The sequence below is a fragment of the Microbacterium sp. Soil_N32 genome, assembly GCF_057655505.1.
Genome location: NZ_JBDGME010000013.1, coordinates 34,731 through 56,664, shown reverse-complemented (window position 1 = coordinate 56,664; position 21,934 = coordinate 34,731). Strand labels below are relative to the sequence as shown.

Sequence of the window (21,934 nt, the reverse complement as noted above, 5' to 3'; positions counted from 1 at the left end):
CAGGGCGCTCAGCCCTTCAGGCGGATGCTCGTGGGCTCGATCACGCCGAGCCATTCGAACTCGGCCCCGTTGCCGAACAGCGACACCGTGGTGTTCGCGAAGGGCACGAGGTCGGCCGCCTCGAACAGCGCCGTCTCGGCCTTCTTCCAGGTGTCGCATCCCTCGGCGCCGTCCATCTGCGAGGCTTCGGCGACCGCGGCGGTGTACTCCTCGTTCTGGATGCCCGAGAAGTTCGAACCGCCCTCGGCGGGGGTCGGTCCGCTGACGAAGCCGACGACCTGGTCGGGGCTGTTCACGCTCAGCGTCACCCAGCCGATGTCCCACGCTCCGGTGCCGAACAGCGCCTCGAGCAGCACGCTCTCCTCCTGCTGGCGACCGTCGACCTCGACGCCAATCTCCTGCCAGGCCGAGATCGCCAGTTCGGCGGCTGCGGCGCCCGCGGCGCCGAGGTCGTTGTCGTAGAGGAACGTGAGGCTCAGCGGCACGCCGTCCTTCTCGCGCACGCCGTCGGCGCCCTCGACCCACCCGGCCTCGTCGAGAGTCTTCCGGGCGGCATCCGCGTCGAACTCGGGAACGGCTCCCGAGACCGCGTCGTAGGTGCACACGGTCGGGTCGACGGTGGCGAGCGACGTCGCCGGTCCGCCCTTGCCCGCGGTGACGACGCCGGCGAGCTCGTCGAGGTCGACGGCCTGCGTCAGCGCCATCCGCACGGCGGGGTCGGCGGTGGGGTGGCCCTCGGCGTGGTTGTACCACTGCTCGCCGGCCATCGCGGTGTTCTGCCGCGAGAACAGGTTCGCGCCCTCGGCGCGCTCGGCGTCCGGCCCCGTGAGCTGGGCGGCGTTGACCTCGCCCGACAGCAGCAGGTTGGCCGCGGTCGTGCCGTCCGACACGATGCGCACGACCACCTCGGCGGGGATGCCGGCCTCGTCGACGCCCGCGCCGCCCGGGCCCCAGGCGTACTCGTCGCGCAGCTCGTAGGTGTAGCGGTCGCTCGGCACCGCCTCGGTGAGCACGTAGGGTCCGGTGCCGATCGTCTGCGTGGCGAGCGCCGACCGATCGGTGAGCCCCGCCTCGCAGACCATCGGCAGACCCGAGAGGCCCAGCAGCAGGAACGGGGCCGGCGAGGAGAGGGAGATCGTGACCGTGTCGTCCGTGGCGACAGCGGATGCTCCCGGCGGGAGGAACGCGCCGAGGAACGGGCTCTGGTTCTCGGGGTCGGCGACCCAGTTGATGTTGTCGGCGGCGGTCTTCGCGGTGAACGGGGTGCCGTCGCTGCAGGTGATCCCGTCGTTCATGGTGAGGGTCGCAGTCGTGCCCTCGACGTTCCACTCCTTCGCGAGCTGGCTGCGCACCTCGCCGTCGGCGTCGACGCTCACGAGGGTGTCGTACGCGAGCTTGCTGAGGTCGAAGAGCGCACTGCCCGCCGACATCTGCGGGTCGAGGTTGCCCGGGTCGGCGCTCGAGACCTGGGTGAACGTCCCGCCCTCGACGGGTTCGCCGTCACCGCCCCCGCCGGTGCCGCACCCGGCGAGTGCGGCGGTGAGGACGACCGCCGAGACGGCGGCGATGGAGGCACTGCGTTTCGTTGTCATGACCTTCTCCTGGCGTGTGGGGTGACTCTCTGACCGCTGACTGCAGGGGGATGGAACCGGGGTACGGACTCAGCTCGACCGCGCCACCGCGCGCCCGACGTGGAGGAAGGAGGCGCGGCCGTCGTCGTCCGGCTCGAGGAACGCGAGAACGACGTGCATGCCGTCCTTGCGCTCGCGCAGGATGAGGGCGTCGTCCGAGAAGCGCACGAGCTCGTCGCGCGAGGGCTCGGCGCCCAGCGCCCGCAGCTCCGGGCGGGGGCGCTGCGCGAGCCACAGGCGCCCCTCGTCGTCGCGCTCGACTTCCATCTCGACCGTGGAGTTCGCGTACACCCCGAGGAAGGCATCCGCGCCGTCGGCCGTCGCGTCGTCGGCGGGGACCGGCTCTTCGGGCAGCCCGTGCCCGGCGAGACCGCGCAGCAGCGGGTCGACCACGTCGTGGAAGAGTCCCGCGGCGTCGCCGCCGTTCGTGAGCAGCACGACCGCGACCCCGGCGTCGGGGGCGATGCGCAGGAACGACGACTGCCCCACCGTGTTGCCGTCGTGCCCGAAGAGCAGCGCGTCACCCTCGCGGGCGATCTCCCATCCCAGCCCCCAGGCCGCCCCCATGCCGGCGAGGCGGGGCAGCCGCACCTCGGTGCGACGCATGGCCGCGACGGATGCCGGGGAGAGGATGTTCCCGCCCTCGGGAGCGGCGCCGTCGCGCAGGTGCGCTCGCGCGAAGACGGCGAGGTCGTGCGCCGACATCGCGAGCATCGATCCGGCGGGTTCGTTCGATCGGGCGAGCGCCCAGAACGGCGCGGGCGTCTGCACCCCGTTCTCGTCGGGGCCGACGTGTCCGACCGCCGCGCGGTGCAGGATCGCCTCGTAGGGGCTGGGCGATACGGTGCCGAGCCCCAGCGGCGCCGCGATGCGCTCGACGAGCGCCTGCTCCCACGTGGTGTCGCGCATCCGCTCGATCAGTCGTCCGAGCACGACGTACCCGGCGTTGCTGTACGAGAACAGGGCCCCGGGGGCGAAGATCTGGGCGGCGTCCGCGAGCAGCGCGACGTACTTCTCGACGGCATCGTCACCGCGACCGGTGTCGGTGAAGATGTCGCCCTCGAAGCCCGAGCGGTGGCTGAGCAGGTGCCGCACCGTGATGGCGGCGGCGGCGGTGTCGTCGGCCAAACGCAGCTCGGGCAGGTACTGCGTGATGGGCGCATCGAGCTCGACGAGACCGTCGTCGACGAGCTGCATGACCAGCGTCGCGGTCCACACCTTCGTGATCGAGCCGATCTGGAAGACGGAGTCGGTCGTCGCGTCGACGCCGGTGGCCGTGCTGAGGAGCCCGACGGCGTGCTCGACGATCTCGTCCCCGACGACGACGGCGACCGCCGCCGCGGGCACGCCCCTCGCCTCGGCGCGGTGAGCGAGGGTGGCGCGCAGTTCGTCGACGAGGGCGGAGGTGTCGGACATGCGCCCACTGTAGGGACGTGGGCCGCAGCGTGGATGTGTGGTTCTGCACTAATGAAGCGACATGCGTTCGTTGTATCCGACAAATGGCCGTGTCACGGATGCCGCAGGAGCGCGATGTCGGAGGCACCGCGTACCGTCGGCTCCGTGGCCGAGCCGGTTCTGCAGTGGTGGGCGCGACGTCAGTTCTCGCGCGGCCGCGCCGTGCCGTACGAGGTGGGCGCGTTCCGCGCCGGCTGGGCGGCGTATCCCGAACTGATCCGCCAGTACCATCCCGAGCTCAACCACGGCATCGTCCTGTCACAGGTGCCGCTCGCCGCCGACGTGCTGCTGTGCTGGGAGTGCCCGCTGGGGCACCGGTTCGCGGCCACTCCATCCGAGCAGCGCGAGCGACCGGGGAGAGTGCGTCGGCGATCGTCCTGGTGCCCGGAGTGCTCGGCCCTCGCGCGTCCGAAGTCCGTGATCCTCGGCGAGCCTCGTGCGATCCCTGCGACGCCGAAGCGCGCCGCGCCCCCGGTGTGCACGAAGACGCCCGATGTCGCGACGGGAACCCCGTTCCTCAGCGTGTGCGCACCGAAGCCCGCATCCGCCGCCGAGGCGCGACTGCGTGCCGCCCTCGTCGAGCGGCTGAGCTTCACGTTCGATCACAACGCCGTCAAGGTCGCTCGCCCGTTCTTCCGCCACACCGAGGTGTGGCCCGACATCGTCCTCCCCGAACTCCGCGTGGCCATCGAGTACGACACGGTCGGCCGGCACGGGCTCGAGCATGTCGGCAAGCGAGAGGCCGCCGATCGCCGCAAGGACCGCGCCCTCCGCGCCGCCGGATGGGAGGTCGTGCGCCTTCGCATGGGCCGCCTCGAACCGCTCGGCGCGCACGACCTGCAGCTCTCCTCCGTCGGGGCGGCGGGCGTGGCACGGGTGATCGACCGTCTCCGCGACATCCGCGGCGCGCTCCTGGTCGACGCCTACCTCCGCTGACCGGCGGCGCCCGACGTCGTCAGCCCCCGATGAATGCTTCCATGGTGTTCTCATACCCCGCAGCCTCGCACGCCTCGCGCAGCTCCTCGCCGGCGGCATTGAAGGCCTCGGACTCGATCGTCGACGTCGCACCTCCGTCGATACCGACTGGAGGAGCAGCCTTCTTCATCGCCGCCAGCGCGTCGGAGATGTCTCCCTCACCCGATGCGGGAACGCGGTCGAGCACGCGGGTGGCCAAGCCGTACCATCCCTCTCGTTCCCGCTCGCTCATGCGCTGTTCGTGCACGGCGGCTCCGACGTTGTGCAGGATCGTCATCACGTCACCGAAACCTGCGCACGATTCCTCGTCGGTGGCGGCCGCCTCCGGCGCGGCCGAAGACTCCGCCGTCGGTGCCGCTTCGGTCGAGGTCGCTGCCGGGGCGGAGGCGTTACTGCATCCGGAGGTGATGAGGACGAGCAGAGCGATGGCCCCGAGTGCCGGCAGAGCGACGAATCGCTTGTTCACAGTCATGAACCGAGACCGTACTACCCGCGCGTCGCCCGTGTCGAGAGTCCACGAGTAGGCATATCAGCATGCTTCTCTGGCGCCCCCACGGAGGGCCGGGGACGCCGGAGATCTCCCGAAACGAAGGACGAATCCGAGAGATCGCTCCTTCGTAAAGGGCGTTCTCCTTCGGAACGGGCGCTCCCTTCGGAGCGCGTGATCTCCTTCGGAGCGGGAGATCTCCCTCGGAGCGGGCTATTCCCGGCGGGAGGACGCGCCATCAGTCGCCGAAGGCGGCGAGCAGCGCGGAGAAGTGGTCGAGGTCGGCAGGCGACCACGGGCGCAACCGGTCGGCGAGGCGCGCCTCGTAGTGCGACCGGGCGAGGGCGATGCGCTCCTGGGCGAGGGGCGTCGCGACGAGCACCCGCGCCCGACGGTCGTCGGGGTCGGGCACGCTCTCGACCAGCCCGAGCTGTTCGAGCTGTCGCACATGACGACTCACGGCCGACTTGTCGGTCTGCAGGCGCTCGATGATCGCTCCGGCCGAGGTGGCTTTGCCGCTCGCGATCGACGTCAGCACCTGGTAGCCGAGAGGCTGGAGCTCGGGATGCACGGTCGCCGCGGCTTCTCGCCAGCTCACCCGGATGCGGGCGAACAGACGGCCGAGTTCGTGCTCGACGCGATGCACGGCCGCGGCCAGTTCGGGGTCGTCGAGACCGGCGGTCTCGCCCTCGCGGGCGGGGTCGTCGGGTGCGCTGCTCATGCCCGCCAGCTTACGGCGAAGCCCCGCCGGCACAGGGACCGGCGGGGCTTCGACGAACGAGGGTCTCAGACCTCGGCGAGCAGTCGGAACACCTTCGAGGCCGCGGCGATCTCGTCGGGCGTCAACTCCTCGACGACCTCCCGCAGACGGATGCTGTGATCGCGCCGCAGCTCAGCGAGCGCCGAGCAGGCCTGCGCGGTTGGGGTGAGCACCCGCAGCCGCCCGTCGCGCTCATCGGGGCGGGACTCGAGAAGCCCCAGCTCCTCGAGCATCCGCACCTGCCGACTGATGACCGACTTGTCCATCTCGAACCGGTCGGCGAGCTCGTGAGCGCTCGCCGTGCCGGCCCGATCGATGAATGTCAGCAGTTTGTACCCGCCGACCTGCAGCTCGGGGTCGATGCGCGCGGCCGACTCCTTCCACAGCGTCCGCGTGCGGGCGAAGATGAGGTTCAGGTGCGTCTGCAGGTCGGCCAGCGCACTGTCGACCTCGGGCGATGCCGCCGTCTGCGAGACAGTCACCTCAGCGCCCCGTCTCCCGATCCTCGCGTTCGAGAACCGTGACCGAACCGGTCGACGTCGAGACGCCGTCCGCGCCGTGGGTGCGGATCGAACCGGTGCGCAGCGACGCTCCGACCTCGGCCTCTGCCACCTCGATGGCGGAGTCCTCTGCCTGCTCGCGCATCTGCTCCGCAGCGTTCTTGGTCGACAGCGGCTTGTTCTTGATGAACGCGATGGCGATCACCGCGATCACCGCGAGCGGGATGGCGATGATGAAGGCATCCGCGATGCCGTGGCCGTACGCGCTCTCGACGATCGAGCGCACCGTCTCCGGCAGCTCGCCGACCTTGGGCACGTCGCCCGACCCGAGGTGCTGCAGCGCGTCGACCTCGTCCTGCGACGTGGGCACGAAGCCCTTCAGTCCGTCCTTGACGTACGTGGCGACGCTGCTCGACAGCAGCGATCCCATGATCGTCACGCCGATGGTGCCGGCGATCGTGCGGAAGAAGTTGACGTTCGACGACGCTGCACCCAGCTGCTGCGGGGCGGTGTCGTTCTGCACGATGAGGGTGAGGTTCTGCATCACCATGCCGAGGCCGGCGCCGAGCACGAACATGTAGGTCGCGACGAGCGGGAACGGGGTGTCGTAGCGCAGGGTCGACATGAGGCTGACGCCGACGGTGGCGAGCACCGATCCGACGAGCATCCAGCTCTTCCACTTGCCGAACCGGCTCACGAGCTGGCCGATGATGATCGAGGCGCCCATCTGACCGATGATCATGGGGATGGTCATGAGGCCCGACTCGGTCGGCGTGGCGCCGCGGGCGAGCTGGAAGTACTGGGCGAGGAACACCGAGGTCGCGAACATCGAGACGCCGATGGCGATCGACGCGATCACCGAGAGGGTGAAGGTGCGGTTGCGGAACAGCGACATCGGGACGATCGGTTCCGTGACGAAGAACTCGACCGCGATGAACCCGACGATCGCGACGCCGGCGAGCACGGCCAGCATGATGCTCGTCGAGGAGTCCCACTCGAACTGGTTGCCACCCATCGAGACCCAGATGAGCAGGCTCGAGACGCCGACGGCGAGCAGCACGATGCCGAAGTAGTCGATCGACACCTTGCGGTCGCGCTGCGGCTTCGGCAGGTGCAGGGTGAACTGCAGCAGCACGAGGGCGAGGATCGCGAACGGAACCCCGACGAAGAAGTTCGAGCGCCAGCCCCACACGTCGGTGAGGAGTCCGCCGAGCAGCGGGCCGCCGATGGTGCCGAGGGCCATGATGCCGCCGACGACGCCCATGTACTTGCCGCGCTCGCGGGGCGAGATGATCAGCGCGACGGCGATCATGACCAGCGACATGAGGCCGCCGACGCCGATGCCCTGCACGACGCGCACGGCGATGAGCATGTTCGTGTCGGTCGAGAAGCCCGCGATCACGGTGCCGACGGTGAAGAGGATGAGCGAGATCTGCACGAGGATCTTGCGGTCGACCAGGTCGGCGAGCTTGCCCCAGATCGGGGTCGAGACGGCGGTCGCGAGCAGGCTCGCGGTGATGACCCAGGTGTACTGGGACTGCGTGCCGCCGAGGTCGGCGATGATGACCGGCATCGAGGTCGACACGACCGTGCCCGAGAGCACGGCGACGAACATGCCGACGACGAGGCCGGAGATGGCTGTGAAGACCTCGCGTGCCGAGCGCGTGGCTTCGGCCGCGGGAGGGGAGGAATGCGTTGTCACGTGTGGATGCTCCTGAGTAGGAAGTTGATAAGTGTCAACTATAGATCTTTAGTTGCGAAAATGCAACTGTTGACCGCGAGCAACCGACGGCGAAGATTCTGCGGCTGGGCATGACCCCTTGCTCACACTTATCCGCATAAGTGTTAGTAAGACGCTCTCACCGCGTTCCGCGCCGGAGACGCCGGCCCGATCGTGCGCGAGTTCGCGTCTGCCAGCCGCATCGCGGCGAGTACCGGTACGCGCCTCGTGGAAGACCTCGTCGCTCAACTCCGCGACTCGCGCGAGTCGCTCAGGGGCATCCGATCGGATGCCGCGGCGTGGAAGATCTGCCGGCCCTCATCGGTCAGCCCGCAGTGAACACGGCGTACCTGACCCGGACGCTGGACCTGAGCGAGATGACGGTATGGCGCGCACTCGACGCGCTCACGGAGCGCGGTGTGCTCACCGAGACGACCGGGCGCGGGCGCAACCGCGTGTGGCAGCACCGAGGGATCCTCGGCGTCCTCGACGGATACGCCGAACAGATCCGCCGCATGACCGCATCGTCCGGCTGACCGCAGCCGCAGGGCCGGTACACAGCCGGGGCGGGCAGGATGAGCCCATGGATGCTGCTCCTCTCGACTCCCGCCCGTGGCTCAGCGCGTACGCGGAGGGCGTTCCCGCCCAGATCGACGCCCCGACGCAGACCCTTCCCGAGATGATGGCGGAGAGCGTGCGGCGTTTCGCCCGGCGGCCCGCGCTCGAGTTCTTCGGCGCGGTGACCAGCTATCACGACCTGGGCGAGCAGATCGAGCGGGCGGCCGAGGGGCTGCGGCGTCTCGGCGTCGGGCACGGCGACCGCGTGGCCCTGGTGCTGCCGAACTGCCCGCAGCACGTCGTCGCGTTCTACGCGGCGCTGCGGCTCGGGGCGATCGTCGTGGAGCACAACCCGCTCTACACCGCCCGCGAGCTGCGGCATCAGTTCGAAGACCACGGCGCACGCGTCGCCATCGTCTGGGACAAGGCCGTCGACACGATCGCGGGCTTTCCCGACGACCTCACCGTCGAGCACATCGTCAGCGTCGACCTCGTGGCGGCGATGCCGCTCTCGAAGCGCCTGCTCCTGCGGCTGCCCGTCGCGAAGGCGCGGGAATCGCGCGCGAAGCTGACCGCCACGCCTCAAGCGCGCGGCATCGTGCCGTGGAAGAAGCTGGTCGACCAGCGCCGACTCCCCCGGCGCATCGCCTCGCCCGCGCTCGACGACATCGCGCTGCTGCAGTACACGAGCGGTACGACGGGGATTCCCAAGGGCGCGATCCTCACCCACGCCAACCTGCGGGCGAACGCGATGCAGGGTCGCGCCTGGGTGCCGGGCCTCGCCGAGGGCGAGGAGACGTTCTACGGCGTACTCCCCCTCTTCCACGCCTACGGCATGACGCTGTGCCTCACATTCGCGATGAGCATCGGCGCGAAGCTCGTGCTCTTCCCCACTTTCGACCTCGGCCTCGTCACCGACGCCGCGCGCACGAGTCCGCCGACGTTCCTCCCCGCGGTGCCCCCGATCTACGACCAGCTCGCCCGCGCGGCCGGCCGTCGGAAGCTCGACCTCTCGACCGTCCGCTTCGCGATCTCGGGCGCGATGAGCCTGCCCGTCGCGACCGTCGAGCGGTGGGAGGACGCGACCGGCGGTCTGCTCGTCGAGGGCTACGGCATGACCGAGGCCTCTCCGGTCGCACTCGGCAACCCGATCGGCCCCACCCGGCGCCCCGGAACGGTCGGAGTGCCGTTCCCGAGCACCGACATCCGCATCGTCGACCCCGCCGACCCCACCACCGATGTGGGGGCCGGGGAGCCGGGCGAGCTCCTCATCCGCGGCCCGCAGGTCTTCCAGGGCTACTGGAACAAGCCGGGCGAGACGGCCGCCGCGCTGCTCCCCGGCGGGTGGCTGCGGTCGGGCGACATCGCCGAGGTCTCGGCCGACGGGTTCGTGACGATCGTCGACCGTCTGAAGGAGCTCATCATCACGGGCGGGTTCAACGTCTCGCCGAGCGAGGTCGAAGACGCCCTGCAGGCGCATCCCGACGTCGCGTCGGCTGCGGTCGTGGGTCTTCCCCGTGAGAGCGGCGGCGAAGAGGTGGCGGCGGCGGTCGTGCTGCGACCGGGCGCGGCGCAGGATGCCGAGGCGCTGCGCGACTTCTGCCGCACCCGCCTCACGCCCTACAAGGTGCCGCGGCGCATCGTGCTGGTCGACGACCTGCCGCGCTCGCTCATCGGCAAGGTGCTGCGCCGCGAGGTCCGCGACCAGCTGCTCGCTCGCCGCTGATCATCGCGGCCGTCGTCGAGGCTCGCGGCGGCGTGTCGCGCCGCCCGGGCCGCGATACGCCAGACTCGTCGTCAGGGGAACCGCACCGCGCTCGGCGCTGGCGCGGACGACGAACGTCGAGGCGGAGGGTCGAAGACATGAACGCAGCACCGGGATGGTACGACGCGGGCACGCCGGGGCGCGTGCGCTGGTGGGACGGCCAGCAGTGGACGGCGCACGAGGCGGATGCTCCCGCCGCGGCGGCTGCACCCACCCCCTCGGCGCCGATCGCCGCGCCCCCGTCGGTCGCACCCGCAGCGTCATCGGCGCCCGCCCGGGCATCCGCCCCCGCCCCGACACAGGCATCGGCGCCCGCACCGGCATCCGCGCCCGCACCGGCATCCGCGCCCGCCGCATCCGCCGCACCCGCCACACCCGCCACACCCGCCACACCCGCCACACCCGCGACGCAGCCCGGCTGGTACCAGACGCCGGCGGGGCCCGCGCGATGGTGGGACGGCGCGAAGTGGACCGCGATGCGCACGAAAGACGGCGTACCGGGCACCGACTGGGCGAACGTCGAGCAGGTGGGCGTCGCCTGGGGGATGGGAGCGCTCTTCCTCGTGCTCGGCGGCACCCAGCTCTCGCTCGCACTGCAAGCTCCCTCGGTGTCGTTCTCCGCGGTGCCGACGTTGTTCCTCGCCCTCCTCTGGTTCGCGATCGCAGCGCAGACCACGGCGGTGCTGCGCATCCCGGCGCCGACCTCCGCGCCGCTGACGCTCGATGTGTTCCGCCCCCTCCCGGGTGAGCAGGAGGGCGCCGGCGCAGGGTGGTACCCGATCTCGGCGAGCACGACCCGCTGGTGGACGGGCGCCCGCTGGAGTCAGTACACGCACGCGCGCTTCGGCATCCGGCCGACGTTCCACGCCGAGAAGACCCGCCGGACGATGCGTCGGATGACCATCGGAATCCTCGTCGTGGCCGCGGCCGTCGTGGTCGCCGGCATCGTGGGCATCGTGGTCGGCTCCGTGCAGGGCGACGATGGCCTGTGGACTCCGATCGGATGGATCCTCGTGGTGGGCGGCGTCGTGTTCGCCGGCGCCGGCGCGCTCATCGCGGCGATGACGAAGACGCAGGTGCGACTGCTCTTCCCGCCGGACGAACCGCCGCGGGCGGCAGGCTTCTGATGCTTCCCCGCATGCCGGAGGCGGGCCGCGAGTCGGCGAACGTGATCCTCGACGCGGTGTCGGCGTTCGACGTCGACCGGCACGACAACAGCGCGGCGATGGATCTCGCCGTGCAGCGCCTCAACGACATCGACGGCGCATACCGCGTGCTCGTCAACGAGCGCGACGAGGTGACGCTCGACCTGTCGAACCTGGTCGGCGGCAGCACCGTCACGATCATGCGGCTCGTGCAGCTGCTCGCCGACGCGACCGGCGTGAGCCGGGAAGAGGTCATCTCCGACCTGCGGGAGTGGCTCGGCTGACGGCCGGCGGGCTGCAGGAGGCCGATCGGGACCGCACGGCGGGCCGGCGAGGGGGTGGCCAGGGAAGGGCTATGCCGCGACGCCGAGCAGAGTGAGCACCGCGGCGGCGGCGAGGCCGAGCAGCAGCGGCACGAGGCATCCGACAAAGGCGGTCTTCGCGACGGGCGGCGACGTGAACAACTGGTCGAGGTACGATCGCGCATCATCGTCCCCCACGGGAACCGGCGCCGCGGCCGGGTCGGGCGCACCGTCGAGCAGCCGCACCATGTCGGCGAGCCCGCCCACCCACTGCCAGAACGCCGGGTCGGCGGTGGGCACGGCGCTCCGGGTGACGACGAAGACCTCGGTGCCGGTGACCTCGACGTCGGCGTACGCGGCGAGCGCGAGCGCCCGACGCACCTGCGGAGTCAGCACGCCCCGCACCGCGTCGTCGTCGCGCGGCGCGCACCGCACCTCGAACCGTTCGTCGAAGGACGCCTCGATCGGGACGGTGCGCCACCATGGCGCATCCTCCCAGGCGCGACCCACGAGGCCGCGCGTCTGGGTCGCGATGACGAACGACGGCAGCCGCGACGTGAGGCCGAACCGCACCACGGTGTGCGCGTGGGGCATGCGGGTTCGGCCCACGAAGGTGTCGAACGCGTACGACGAGACCGTGGGCCCCTGCGGTCCCGGCCGGGTGATGACATCGGACGCCACCCGGTGCTTCCCGACCCGGTAGATCGCGGCCACCCCCTGCGGGTCGGGCTCGACGAGCTGAAAGGTCAGCCCGTTGGCCTCGGCGAACCGGGTGAGGCGGTACCACGCGGCATCCGTCGCGCGGCGAGACGCCAGAACCCCCCGCGCCCGGATGATCGCGAACGGCAGCACGGTAAGCACCGGGATCACGACGGTCAGCACGTTCGCCCCGTACGCGCCGAAGACCATCTGCACCACCAGCACGGCGAGCGCGACGAGGATGCCGAGACCCACGACGAGCACGACGCTCTGCACGACGACCCATCCGACGCCGACGACCTCGCCTACACGGCCCCCGGCGCGTCGCCGCAGCGCGCTGCCCTCGGCGCGCGCTCGGGTCGGGTCCACCGGGGCCCGCAGGGCCGCATCGTCGAAGATCGGCGGCCGGGCATCCATACGTCTCTTTCTACCAGCGGGGCCTTCGTCGCCTCGGCTGTGGGCCCGCCGCTGCATCCGTGCGCTCAGGCCGGGCGTCGCACCCGTACGACGGTGTCGCTGACCTCCATGGCGCTGCCGTCGGGCCGGGTCGCCTCGCGCGTCACGCTCGCATTGCGCTCGACCACCCATCCGGCCGGCAGGTCGAGGGCGGCGAGCACCTCGTCGGGACCGGGCAGAGGCGGACCCGATGCCGCATGCTCCCGGTCGTGGCCCCTCGCCAGTCCCGGAGGCGGCTCGCCGTGCCCGACGATGAGCAGCGTCCCGCCGGGGGCGACGGCGCGTGTGGCCCGCCGCAGGATCTCCTCCCGCGGGAAGTCGAAGGGCGAGTGGAAGAACGCCGAGGTCACGAGGTCGTACTCCGTGTCGGGCCGCCAGCCGACGAGGTCGGCCTGCACCCAGGTGATCCGGTCGGCCACGCCGCGGGCGGCGGCCTGCGCGGCCCCGACGGCGAGCGCGGTGGCCGAGATGTCGAGAGCGGTGACGGTCCAGCCCCGTTCCGCCAGCCAGAGGGCGTCTCCTCCTTCGCCGCTGCCCAGCTCGAGCGCGGTACCGGGCGCGAGACCGGCCGCCTCCTGTGCGACCGCGGGGTTCACGCGCCCGCTCCACACCTGGCCGCGCTCGTCGCGATGGGTGCGGTAGCGCTGCTCCCAGAACTCGGCGGGCGAGACCGGATGCTCGTCGGGAGCCGGCCGCCCCCGCCCGTCCGTCCGGCTCATGCCGCCGCCCCGCCGGTGCCGGCGGCATCCGCAGCGAGCGCCGCGGCGGCGGCGACCTCCTCGGCGATCAGCTCGCCGTTGATCGTCAGGGCAGCGGTCGCTCCCGACCCCATCGCGAGCGGCACGAGCGCCGCGGGGTTCGCGGAGGTGCCGGCCGCCCAGAGGCCCGGCACGCTGGTGCGACCGAAGGCGTCGACCGCGGTCCACGACCCCATCGGCCCGTCGGTCCGCTCCGCACCCAACTGCTGCAGCACGTCGTCGAGCCCGACCATCGTCGGCTCCGCGAACACGACGTCGACGGCGGCGATCGCGCCGTCGGCGAGCCGGAGGCCGGTCACGCGGTCGCCGTCGGTCTCGACGCCGGTCACGGGGCGGTCGTCGATGCGGATGCCGCGCTGCGCGAGCACCCGGCGGTCGGCCTCGGCCAGCGGGTCGGCCAGCGCCGTGAACACGGTGATGTCGTCGGAGTACGACCGCAGCATGTGCGCCTTGTGCGCCCCCGCGGCCGATCCGAGCAGCACGCCGATGGCGCGGCCGGATGCCTCGTAGCCGTCGCAGTACGGGCACGCCACGACACCGCGCCCCCACTGATCGGCGAGCCCCGGGACGTCGGGGAGCGCGTCGCGGACTCCCGTCGCGACGAGCAGGTGTCGGCCGGTCAGACGCGTGCCGTCGTCGGTCACGATCTCGAAGCCGTCGTCGATCGCGCGGGCCTCGACCGCCCGGGCATCCGCGATCACGCCGTCCACGGCCCGCACCTCGCGGCGTCCGTCGGCGACGAGGTCGAGCGGCGAGTAGCCGTCGCGGCTCAGCACGCCGTGCATGTGCGGGGCGAAGCGGTTGCGCGGCTCGTGGGTGTCGAGCACGAGCACGCGGCGGCGGGCGCGAGCGAGGATGAGGGCAGCGCTGAGGCCGGCCGCTCCCCCGCCGAGGATGATGACGTCCCAGTGCTCGCGGTCGAGGACGGGGGTGGAGGTGTCGATGTCGTGAGGCATACCGACAGGATGCGCCGGTGTTACAGTTGCAGCAAATATCCATGCCGAAATGGCAACCTCGATCGGAGGAGAGGCGGATGCCCGATGCCTCGGTCGCCCTCGTCGGCCCCCGCCTGAAGAGCTGGCGCGAGAAGCGCAGCATGACCCTCGCCGACCTCTCCGAGGCGACCGGCATCTCATCGAGCACGCTGTCCCGGCTCGAGGCCGGGAAGCGGGCGCCCAATCTGGAGCTGGTCGTGCCGATCGCCCGGGCGCTCCGCCTGGAGCTCGACGACATCGTGCCGCGCAAGGCGCCCGACCCGCGCGTCGTGCGCACCACCCGGCGCACCGACGACGTGCTCTTCGAGACGCTGTCGCCCGAGACGAGCCCCGTGCAGACCTACAAGGTCACGTTCCCCGCGAACCCCGCCGGCGCGACGGCTCCGCCGCAGCTCAAGGTGCACGACGGCCAGGAGTGGCTCTACGTGCTCTCGGGTCGCTTGCGCCTCGTGCTCGGCGAGCAGGATGTCACGCTCGGCCCCGGAGAGGCCGCCGAATTCGACACCCGCATCCCGCACTGGCTGGGGGCGGTCGGGACGCGCCCGACCGAGATCCTGTCGATCTTCAGCAAGGAGGGCAAGCGCATCCACCTGCGGGCCCGCCCCGCAACGAGGGGCGACTGACCGCGGCCTCGGCGGCGAGTGCCCCGGCTACCTCGCGGCGAGCATCCGATCGGCGGTGCGCAGCGAGAGCGCCATCTGGGCGAGACCCGGGTTGGCGGTCAACGCGCTCGGATAGGTCGAGTTGTCGCACACCCAGAGGTTGTCGATGTCGTGCGATCGGCCGTCGGCATCCACCACGCCCTCGTCGGGGTCGTCGCTCATGCGGCAGGTGCCGAGGGTGTGCGCGGTGCGCGCCAGCACCCGCGTGCGCGTGGCGCCCGCCGCCTCGAGGATGCGCGTCATCACGTCGATGGCGTGGGCGTCGATCGCCTTCTCGTTGTCGCCCGGGGTGAACGAGATCGTCGCCCGCGGCAGACCCCACTCGTCCTCCTCGTCCGAGAGCTCGACGCGGTTGGCGTCGGAGGGCAGGCATTCGGCGTTCATGCCGATGCCGGCGCCGTAGCGACCCTCCTGCAGCTCCTCCATCAGCTCGGCACCCCAGAGACCGCCCCCGCGTACGAGCGAGGTGGCATAGGTGAAGGGCATGACGCCGAGGCTCTGGAGCAGATAGCCGCCCGCGAAGTCGGCGTCGCGCGGGCGCACGAAGTCCTCGGTGATGAGCGCCGAGGGGTAGCCGCGGTATCCGCGGATCTGCTCGTCGAAGCGCCCCCACACCTGCACCGCGCCGTGCGCGAGGAAGTTGCGGCCCACCTGGCCGCTCGAGTTGGCGAGGCCGTTGTGCAGCAGCAGACGCGGCGTCTCGATGCCGCCGCCGGCCAGCACCAGGGCCGCGCAGCGCTGGCGCCGGTCCACCCCGTCCTGCCGGTACACGACCGCGGTCACGCGCCCGGTCGTGTCGCGCTCGATCGTGTGCACGACGGCATCCGGACGGATCTCCGCGCCGTGCGCGACAGCGGCCGGCAGGTAGGTGATGGCCGTCGTCGCCTTGGCGCCGTGACGCTCGCCCTGATGGATCGACCCCACGTTCGTCGTCGCGTGCCGCAGGCCGTGGTACGGCTGATCGCGGTCGCGGGTGAGGATCGCCGTGGGTCCGTCGGTGGCGCGGATGCCGAGGGCCGCCGCACCCCGGGCCATGATGTCGGCCGCGGCGTTCCGCTGCGGCGGCGGGGTGAGATACGTGCGGGAGGGGTCCCACGGGTACGGGGTCGGACCGGAGACGCCGATGTACGCCTCGACCTCGGCCACGTAGCGGGTGAGCTCGTCGTGATCGACCGGCCAGTCGGCGCCGAGACCCGTCTCGGTGCGCAGGCGCAGGTCGCGGGCATCCGGTCGAGGGGTGAACGCACCCCAGTGCACCGTGCCCCCGCCCACGCCGAAGCCGCTGTTGTTCGGGCCGAACGCCGTCGGGGCCTCTCCTCCGCTGAAGCGGCTCGACATCCAGTTGATCGCGGTCGCGTCGATCTCGTCGGGCGTGTACTCGGCGGGGTCGTGGTTCGGCCCGGCCTCGATCGCCACCACGCGCAGACCGCGTTCGGCGAGCCGGGCGAGCAGCGGCGCCCCACCGGCACCGGTCCCCACCACGACGACGTCGACCTCGTCGGTGTGGTCGTAGGTCTTCATGCCGTCGAGGTTCATGCGGCCTCCCCCTCGTCGATCGCGTCGTCGGCCACGAGGTTGCCCAGCTCCGACGGTTCCCAGGCATCGCGCGCATCCGCCCGCAGGGTCTCGAACCCGGCGAACGCGAGGTCCTCCGCCCCCGTCGCGAACCCGTCGTAGCCGACGCGGGCCAGCGACGCCGGGTGGCACAGCCATTCCCGCACCACGTCGACACGCAGATCCTCGAACCAGCGGCGCAGATCGTCGGGCGGGATGCGCCCACCCTCGACCCCCTTCCCGGCGGTGACCGCGTCGATGAGAGCATCCTGCTCCGTCGCGCTCACCGGCCAGCCGCGGGCGAGATCATCGAGTCCGACGCGATACGCCTCGTCGTCGGAGAGCGCGCCGGCGGGACGCCATCCGTCGCCGCCGCCCGCCGCGAGGTCGGCGTCGACCCGCGCCGCGAGATCGATGCGGCTGCCGTCGGGCTGCGGCACGAGACGGTCGGCGATCTCGCGCAGCAGGTCGAGCTGCGCGGGGCTCAGCGTGCGCGGTTGGTAGTTGGGGTCGTCGGGAAGCGCGCGCCGTGAGAGGGTGCGGCGCACGCGGTCGGTCGTGCGCGGCGACGACAGCAGCCGCCCCCACTCGGCGGGCACCAGCGCGCTGTGCGCGACGATCTCGTCCCAGAGGCGCACGATCGCCTGGCCGATCTCGGCCGAGCTCTCGTACGGCAGCAGATGACCCGTCTGCTCGAGCGCGACGAATCGCGCACGGGGGTAGACGTCCGTCAGGAGTGCGGGCTGAGCCGCCGACCCGAGCGCGTCGTCGTCGTCGCCTGCGAGCACCACGCACGGCAGGTCGAGCACACCGACCGCGTCGGTCACGTCTTCGCGGCTCCCCTGCTCCAGCCACCGGCGCCAGGCGACCGGCGAGACGCCCTGCACGGCGTCGAGCACGGCCCTCTCCGTTGCCGAGGGCAGCGGAGCGCCGACGTTGTCATCGATGAAGGTGCGGGCATCCGCCTCGGCGATCGGGCCGTCGGCCACCCATGACAGCATCTCGCTGCGCTTCTCGTCGGGCATCGGCTCGGGCGTCGGCGGCGACGGCGCCAGCAGCACCATGCCGAGCAGACCGAACACCGGCAGCTCGCCGTCGCGTACGCGAGCCGCCAGGCGCGCGGCGACCTTGCCGCCCATGCTGTGTGCGCACAGCAGCCACGGGCCGCCGTCGGCGTGCGCCTCGATCGCGGCCGCGGCGGCATCGATCTGCGCCTCGACCGAGCCGTCCGGGGCGTCGGGCGCATCGCCGTGGCCCGGCAGTTCGACAGCGACCACGCGGAAACGCGGGTCGAGTTCGCCCGCGATCGCGTGCGCAGCGGAACGGTCGAGACCGAGACCGGGGAGCACGAAGACCGTGCAGTCGTGGCCGGTCACGGGGTGACCATGCCGCCGTTGACGTTGAGGGTCTCGCCCGAGACGTACCCCGACTCCGCCGAGGCGAGGAAGACGTAGGCCGGAGCGAGCTCCGCCGGCTGCCCGGCGCGCTGGTAGGTGTTCTCGTCGTCGAACGCCGCCATCTGCTCGTCGGACACCCCGTCCGACACCTGCAGTGCCGTCCACACCGGGCCCGGCGCGACGACGTTGACACGGATGCCCCGCGGCGCGAGCTGCAGCGCGAGCCCCTTCGACAGGTTGTTGATCGCGGCCTTCGTCGCCGCGTAGTCGAGGCGGTCGGGCGAGGGCTTGTACGCCTCGAGCGACGCCGTGTTGATGATGCTCGCCCCCTCGCCGAGGTGTGCGAGCGCGGCCTTGGTGATCCAGAAGTTCGCGAACACATTCGTGCGGAACGTCTGCTCGAACTGCTCGTCGCTGAGGTCTTCGACCCGATCGATCGCGATCTGCTTGCCCGCGTTGTTCACGAGCACGTCGAGGCCCCCGAGGAAGTCCGCTGCCTCCGACACCAGGCGACGGCACTGCTCGGGGTCGGAGACGTCGGCGATGATCGCACGGCCCCGGCGCCCGGCATCCGCGATGAGCGCGAGCACGTGTGCGGCGTCCTCCTCTTCGCCGGGCAGGTGGGCGATGACGACGTCCGCCCCCTCGCGGGCGAATGCGATCGCGGCGGCGGCGCCGATTCCCGAGTCGCCCCCCGTGATGAGCGCCCGGCGCCCCTCGAGGCGGCCGGTGCCGCGGTAGGTCGCCTCACCGAGATCGGGCACCGGTGTCATGCGGGCCTGCACGCCCGGCTCGGGCTGATGCTGGAGCGGCGGCTCGACGCGGTCGTACTGGGTGAGGGGGTTGGTCGGCTCGTACTGATCACGCTGCGGCATGCGTTTCACGCTAAGTCAGACGAAAATCTCGGACGAGGCCTTGCTTTCGGGGTCGCGACGTGCAAAAGCATGCTCGCGCATAGACCGTTGCGGCGGTCCTCGATAGCGTCGGGGCATGACCTCTCGACGTGCGACCCTGATCGCCTGGACGCTCGCCGCCGTGCTCGCGGGGGCCGGCCTCGTCATGACGATCGTCGGCGTGCTCACGCCGGTGTCGTTCGGCTGGTTCGCCTACCAGCCGGAGTCCAGCGCGACCTTCTCGCCGCAAGGGAACGTCGTCATCCTCACCCGCACGACCCTCGCGGGATGCGCCGTGCTCGGGCTCGGCCTCATGGCCCTCGCGTTCCTCGCGGGATGGCGTCGCGGCGCTCGGAGGTCGCGTGCGACCGGAACGGATGCGCGCCGCGACTAGCCGTCGTCGCGTCGCGCGTCACGCCGCGTCGGTGGGTGCCCCTCCCTCGTCGCCGTCCGCCACGTCCATGCCCGGGGCGTCGTCGGGCCGACGGCGGAAGCCGTTGCGCTCGTAGAAGGCCGCCCGTCCGCGGGCGGCGAAGAGCTGGATGTCGTCGACACCGCGCTCCCTCGCCGCGTCGACCAGCATCCGGACGATCTGCGCCCCCACGCCGCCACCGCGTGCGCTCTCGGCGACGAGCATCTCCGTCACGAAGGCGTGCAGCACGCCGTCGCTGATGAGGCGCCCCATGCCGACGACGGTGCCGCTCTCGTCTCGGGCCGTGCAGGCGAGCCAGGTTCCCGCCAGAGCCGCCTCGCAGGTCTCGAGCGAGACGTCGCGCCACCCCGTCTGCTGGTAGAGGTCGCGAAACTCGGCGGCGGTCGGGGGCACGAAGGAGAGCTGCACGTCGGCGAGCCTAGCGGCGCCGGCATGAGCATCCGTCCGACGAGACCCGGCCGCCGCTCGATCTCGCCGCATGTCCGCCGGGCGGATGAGGCGGATACACCGGGCGGCGGATGCTCGCCGGCCGGGCGCTGTCGAGGATGGAAGGGTGACGAAGGTACGACCCCCGAAATCGACGAATGACCAGCACCACCCGTCCCGTGAGAAGCGGCGGCGGCGCCGACGGTTCGCGCTCGGGGGCGCTGCTCTGGCGGTGCTCCTCGTCGGCGGGGTCGGCGCGTGGGGGCTGCACGAATACGGTCCGCGGTTCGGCGTGTACGTCGTCCCGCCGTCGCCACAGCGGTACGCGGAGATCGCCGTCGACTTCCTCGAGACCGGCTACTACGCCGAGGGAGCGGAGTGGACGGCGGCGCGGTCGGCCCTGCTCGATGCGGCGGCAACGGCATCCGGATACGAGGAGCTGTACCCGCTGATCGAGGCCGCGACGCGGGCGGCAGGCGGGAAGCACTCCGCCTTCCGCCGTCCGGAGGCGGTCACCACGCACGACGACCCGTCCGAGGTGGCGATGCCGACGGTGTCGGTGTCGAACGGCGTGGGCACGGTGGTCCTGCCCGAACTATTGGACCCGTCGGAACGCGTACAGCAGGAGTACGCCGACGCGGCAGCATCCGCGATCACCGCGCACGCCGACGAGGTGTGCGGGTGGATCGTCGATGTGCGCGGCAATGGAGGCGGCAACATGTACCCGATGCTGTCGGGGGTCGCCGCCTTCCTCCCGGACGGCACCGCGCTGTCGTTCCGTGGGCGAGGCGGCGACGATCAGACGCGCGTGACGGTGCAGGACGACGGGGCCGGCCTGAACGGGCAGACCGTCGTGGCGGTCGATGCGCCGAAATCGGAAGCCGGGACGCCGCTCGCGCTCCTGCAGGACGCCGGGACCGGGTCGAGCGCCGAGGCGGTCGTGGCGTCGTTCCGCGGCGTCGACGGGGTGCGCAGTTTCGGCGCGGCGACCGCCGGCTACACCTCGGCGAATCTCCCCCGCGCCCTGTACGGCGGAGCGAGCATCGTGCTGACGCAGAGCGTCTACGTCGATCGGGACGGCACGGCGTACCCCGAGGTCGGCATCGAACCCGACGAGGCGACGGACGATGCCGACGCGGCGGCGATCGCATGGATGCAGTCACAGGGCTGCCGTTGAGCCTCGCCCGACACCACCGCGCAGCACAACCCCCGGGGAAGCCGGAACGCCCGGGAGGTGACCCCTCCCGGGCGTTCCGCGTGTGGCCGTGCCGACGTCAGGGAACGATGACGGCGCGACCGCGGATGCTGTTCGAGGCGAGGTCTTCGTAGGCCTGGGGGCCGTCGTCGAGCGCATACGTCTCGGTCTGCACGTGGATCTTGCCGGCACGGGCGAGGTCGAGCACCTCGATCAGCTCGGCGCGCGACCCCCAATAGGGGATGCGCACGGCGGCGTCGTAAGCGATCGAGCCGAAGCCGAGCGTCATGCTGCCGCCGCCGATCCCGACGATCGTGATGTCGGCTTCGAGCGCGGCGACGCTCTGCGCGAGCGCGATGGTCGGGTTCGCCCCGACGAAGTCGAACACGGCGTTCGCGCCGAGTCCGCCCGTGATCTCGCGGATCTTGTCAGCGGCGCCGGCGTCGCTGATGAGGGCGTGGTCGGCACCGACCTCTGTGGCGAGCGCCAGCTTCTCGTCGTTCACGTCGAGGGCGATGACGGTGGCGCCCGAGATGGCCTTGAGGATCTGGATGCCAACATGGCCGAGGCCGCCGGTGCCGATGACGACGGCGAACGTGCCGGCGCCGAGCTTGGGAAGCGAGTTCTTGATCGCGTGGTACGGGGTGAGACCGGCATCCGTGAGCGACACGTTCTGCACCGGGTCGAGGTCGCCGAGCGGCACGAGGTGGCGGGCGTCGTCGACGATCATGTACTCCGCCATCGACCCCTGGCTGCCGAGTCCGGGAGGACGGATGCCTTCGGCTGCGGCGTTCGTGCAGTAGTTCTCCTTGCCCATGGAGCAGTTGTGGCAGCGACCGCATCCCCACGGCCCGTAGACGGCGACGGCATCCCCCACCTTCAGCGACGCGTCGACCCCCTCGCCGATCTCGTGCACGATGCCTGCTCCCTCATGACCGAGAGTCAGCGGCAGCGGGTATCCCTGCTCCAGGTAGTCCTTCTCGGGGAGGCCCATGACGTAGTCGTCGGAGTGGCAGACACCGCCCGCCGTGATCTTGAGCAGCACCTGGCCGGGGCCGGGCTGGGGAATCGGGATGTCGACGACCACCGGGGGCTTGCCGATCTCGACGTAACGGAGGGCCTTCATGAATCATCTTCCTTCCATCGACTCGAGCGGTCTGCCGCGCGA

The 21,934-nt window shown here is 71.4% G+C and carries 22 protein-coding genes; 8 read left to right on the top strand and 14 right to left on the bottom strand.

The genetic code is table 11. From position 1 onward, the window contains the following. Window positions 1-8: 8 nt before the first annotated feature. Together AC3A3J_RS02780 and AC3A3J_RS02775 are read right to left on the bottom strand one after the other, a co-directional pair. Window positions 9-1,592, bottom strand: coding sequence for an ABC transporter substrate-binding protein (locus tag AC3A3J_RS02780; protein ID WP_487670832.1), 1,584 nt, complete (start codon window positions 1,590-1,592; stop codon window positions 9-11). A 69-nt stretch (window positions 1,593-1,661) separates the two neighbouring features. After that, window positions 1,662-3,047, bottom strand: a complete 1,386-nt coding sequence (locus tag AC3A3J_RS02775) for a serine hydrolase domain-containing protein (RefSeq protein WP_487670831.1) — start codon at window positions 3,045-3,047, stop codon at window positions 1,662-1,664. Between the two features lie 144 nt (window positions 3,048-3,191). Between AC3A3J_RS02775 and AC3A3J_RS02770 the strand changes: the two genes are divergently transcribed. Next, on the top strand, window positions 3,192-4,022 hold the full coding sequence (locus AC3A3J_RS02770) for a zinc-ribbon domain-containing protein (protein ID WP_487670830.1): 831 nt from the start codon (window positions 3,192-3,194) through the stop codon (window positions 4,020-4,022). 19 nt (window positions 4,023-4,041) lie between these two features. On the opposite strand, the gene AC3A3J_RS02765 is transcribed toward AC3A3J_RS02770, so the two are convergent. From AC3A3J_RS02765 to AC3A3J_RS02750, 4 genes are all read right to left on the bottom strand, one after another. Then, complete coding sequence (locus AC3A3J_RS02765; protein WP_487670829.1) at window positions 4,042-4,533, bottom strand: hypothetical protein; 492 nt, start codon at window positions 4,531-4,533, stop codon at window positions 4,042-4,044. 253 nt (window positions 4,534-4,786) lie between these two features. Then, entirely contained in the window at window positions 4,787-5,269 is a 483-nt protein-coding gene (locus tag AC3A3J_RS02760) for a MarR family winged helix-turn-helix transcriptional regulator (RefSeq protein WP_487670828.1), read from the bottom strand. A gap of 65 nt (window positions 5,270-5,334) precedes the next feature. Next, window positions 5,335-5,790, bottom strand: coding sequence for a MarR family winged helix-turn-helix transcriptional regulator (locus AC3A3J_RS02755; protein WP_487670827.1), 456 nt, complete (start codon window positions 5,788-5,790; stop codon window positions 5,335-5,337). A 1-nt stretch (window position 5,791) separates the two neighbouring features. Beyond that, window positions 5,792-7,510 carry an MDR family MFS transporter gene (locus AC3A3J_RS02750; protein ID WP_487670826.1) on the bottom strand — a complete coding sequence of 573 codons (1,719 nt, stop codon included), beginning with the start codon at window positions 7,508-7,510 and terminating at the stop codon, window positions 5,792-5,794. Window positions 7,511-7,827: 317 nt separating this feature from the next. On the opposite strand from AC3A3J_RS02750, the gene AC3A3J_RS02745 reads away from it, so the two are divergent. The 4 genes from AC3A3J_RS02745 to AC3A3J_RS02730 all read left to right on the top strand — a co-directional run bounded on the left by AC3A3J_RS02745 (window position 7,828) and on the right by AC3A3J_RS02730 (window position 11,280). After that, window positions 7,828-8,064: a hypothetical protein gene (locus AC3A3J_RS02745; RefSeq protein ID WP_487670825.1), complete on the top strand. Its 237-nt coding sequence runs from the start codon at window positions 7,828-7,830 to the stop codon at window positions 8,062-8,064. Window positions 8,065-8,111: 47 nt separating this feature from the next. Then, the gene (locus tag AC3A3J_RS02740; protein WP_487670824.1) at window positions 8,112-9,812 is read left to right on the top strand and encodes a long-chain-fatty-acid--CoA ligase; all 1,701 of its coding nucleotides are present in this window, start codon (window positions 8,112-8,114) and stop codon (window positions 9,810-9,812) included. Between the two features lie 137 nt (window positions 9,813-9,949). Beyond that, the gene (locus AC3A3J_RS02735; RefSeq protein ID WP_487670823.1) at window positions 9,950-10,978 is read left to right on the top strand and encodes a DUF2510 domain-containing protein; all 1,029 of its coding nucleotides are present in this window, start codon (window positions 9,950-9,952) and stop codon (window positions 10,976-10,978) included. Beyond that, a complete protein-coding gene (locus tag AC3A3J_RS02730) occupies window positions 10,978-11,280 on the top strand; it encodes a hypothetical protein (protein WP_487670822.1) in 303 nt (100 codons plus the stop codon). The genes AC3A3J_RS02735 and AC3A3J_RS02730 overlap by 1 nt, the downstream gene beginning before the upstream one ends. 69 nt (window positions 11,281-11,349) lie before the next feature. Here AC3A3J_RS02730 and AC3A3J_RS02725 read toward each other — a convergent pair whose 3' ends face one another. The 3 genes from AC3A3J_RS02725 to AC3A3J_RS02715 form a co-directional block, all read right to left on the bottom strand. Then, entirely contained in the window at window positions 11,350-12,414 is a 1,065-nt protein-coding gene (locus AC3A3J_RS02725) for a hypothetical protein (protein ID WP_487670821.1), read from the bottom strand. A 65-nt stretch (window positions 12,415-12,479) separates the two neighbouring features. Then, entirely contained in the window at window positions 12,480-13,172 is a 693-nt protein-coding gene (locus AC3A3J_RS02720; RefSeq protein WP_487670820.1) for an SAM-dependent methyltransferase, read from the bottom strand. After that, complete coding sequence (locus AC3A3J_RS02715) at window positions 13,169-14,167, bottom strand: NAD(P)/FAD-dependent oxidoreductase (RefSeq protein WP_487670819.1); 999 nt, start codon at window positions 14,165-14,167, stop codon at window positions 13,169-13,171. Before AC3A3J_RS02715 ends, AC3A3J_RS02720 begins: the two co-directional genes overlap by 4 nt. A gap of 77 nt (window positions 14,168-14,244) precedes the next feature. On the opposite strand from AC3A3J_RS02715, the gene AC3A3J_RS02710 reads away from it, so the two are divergent. Next, entirely contained in the window at window positions 14,245-14,829 is a 585-nt protein-coding gene (locus tag AC3A3J_RS02710) for a helix-turn-helix domain-containing protein (RefSeq protein ID WP_487670818.1), read from the top strand. A gap of 27 nt (window positions 14,830-14,856) precedes the next feature. Here the strand turns inward: AC3A3J_RS02710 and AC3A3J_RS02705 are convergent, their stop codons facing one another. Genes AC3A3J_RS02705 through AC3A3J_RS02695 form a run of 3 tightly spaced genes read right to left on the bottom strand, consistent with a single transcriptional unit; the run spans window position 14,857 to window position 18,694 of the window. After that, window positions 14,857-16,404, bottom strand: coding sequence for a GMC family oxidoreductase (locus tag AC3A3J_RS02705; protein WP_487670817.1), 1,548 nt, complete (start codon window positions 16,402-16,404; stop codon window positions 14,857-14,859). Then, window positions 16,401-17,798, bottom strand: a complete 1,398-nt coding sequence (locus AC3A3J_RS02700) for an alpha/beta hydrolase (RefSeq protein WP_487670816.1) — start codon at window positions 17,796-17,798, stop codon at window positions 16,401-16,403. Before AC3A3J_RS02700 ends, AC3A3J_RS02705 begins: the two co-directional genes overlap by 4 nt. Further along, on the bottom strand, window positions 17,795-18,694 hold the full coding sequence (locus AC3A3J_RS02695) for an SDR family oxidoreductase (protein WP_487670815.1): 900 nt from the start codon (window positions 18,692-18,694) through the stop codon (window positions 17,795-17,797). The genes AC3A3J_RS02700 and AC3A3J_RS02695 overlap by 4 nt, the downstream gene beginning before the upstream one ends. A gap of 115 nt (window positions 18,695-18,809) precedes the next feature. Here AC3A3J_RS02695 and AC3A3J_RS02690 point away from each other — a divergent pair, with 115 nt between their 5' ends. Continuing rightward, window positions 18,810-19,106 (top strand): hypothetical protein, encoded by a 297-nt coding sequence (locus AC3A3J_RS02690; RefSeq protein WP_487670814.1) that lies wholly within the window; start codon window positions 18,810-18,812, stop codon window positions 19,104-19,106. Window positions 19,107-19,124: 18 nt separating this feature from the next. Here the strand turns inward: AC3A3J_RS02690 and AC3A3J_RS02685 are convergent, their stop codons facing one another. Further along, window positions 19,125-19,553, bottom strand: a complete 429-nt coding sequence (locus AC3A3J_RS02685; RefSeq protein ID WP_487670813.1) for a GNAT family N-acetyltransferase — start codon at window positions 19,551-19,553, stop codon at window positions 19,125-19,127. 145 nt (window positions 19,554-19,698) lie between these two features. Between AC3A3J_RS02685 and AC3A3J_RS02680 the strand changes: the two genes are divergently transcribed. Further along, on the top strand, window positions 19,699-20,748 hold the full coding sequence (locus AC3A3J_RS02680; protein WP_487670812.1) for a S41 family peptidase: 1,050 nt from the start codon (window positions 19,699-19,701) through the stop codon (window positions 20,746-20,748). Window positions 20,749-20,845: 97 nt separating this feature from the next. On the opposite strand, the gene AC3A3J_RS02675 is transcribed toward AC3A3J_RS02680, so the two are convergent. Next, window positions 20,846-21,892: an NAD(P)-dependent alcohol dehydrogenase gene (locus tag AC3A3J_RS02675; protein WP_487670811.1), complete on the bottom strand. Its 1,047-nt coding sequence runs from the start codon at window positions 21,890-21,892 to the stop codon at window positions 20,846-20,848. Between the last annotated feature and the right edge of the window lie 42 nt (window positions 21,893-21,934).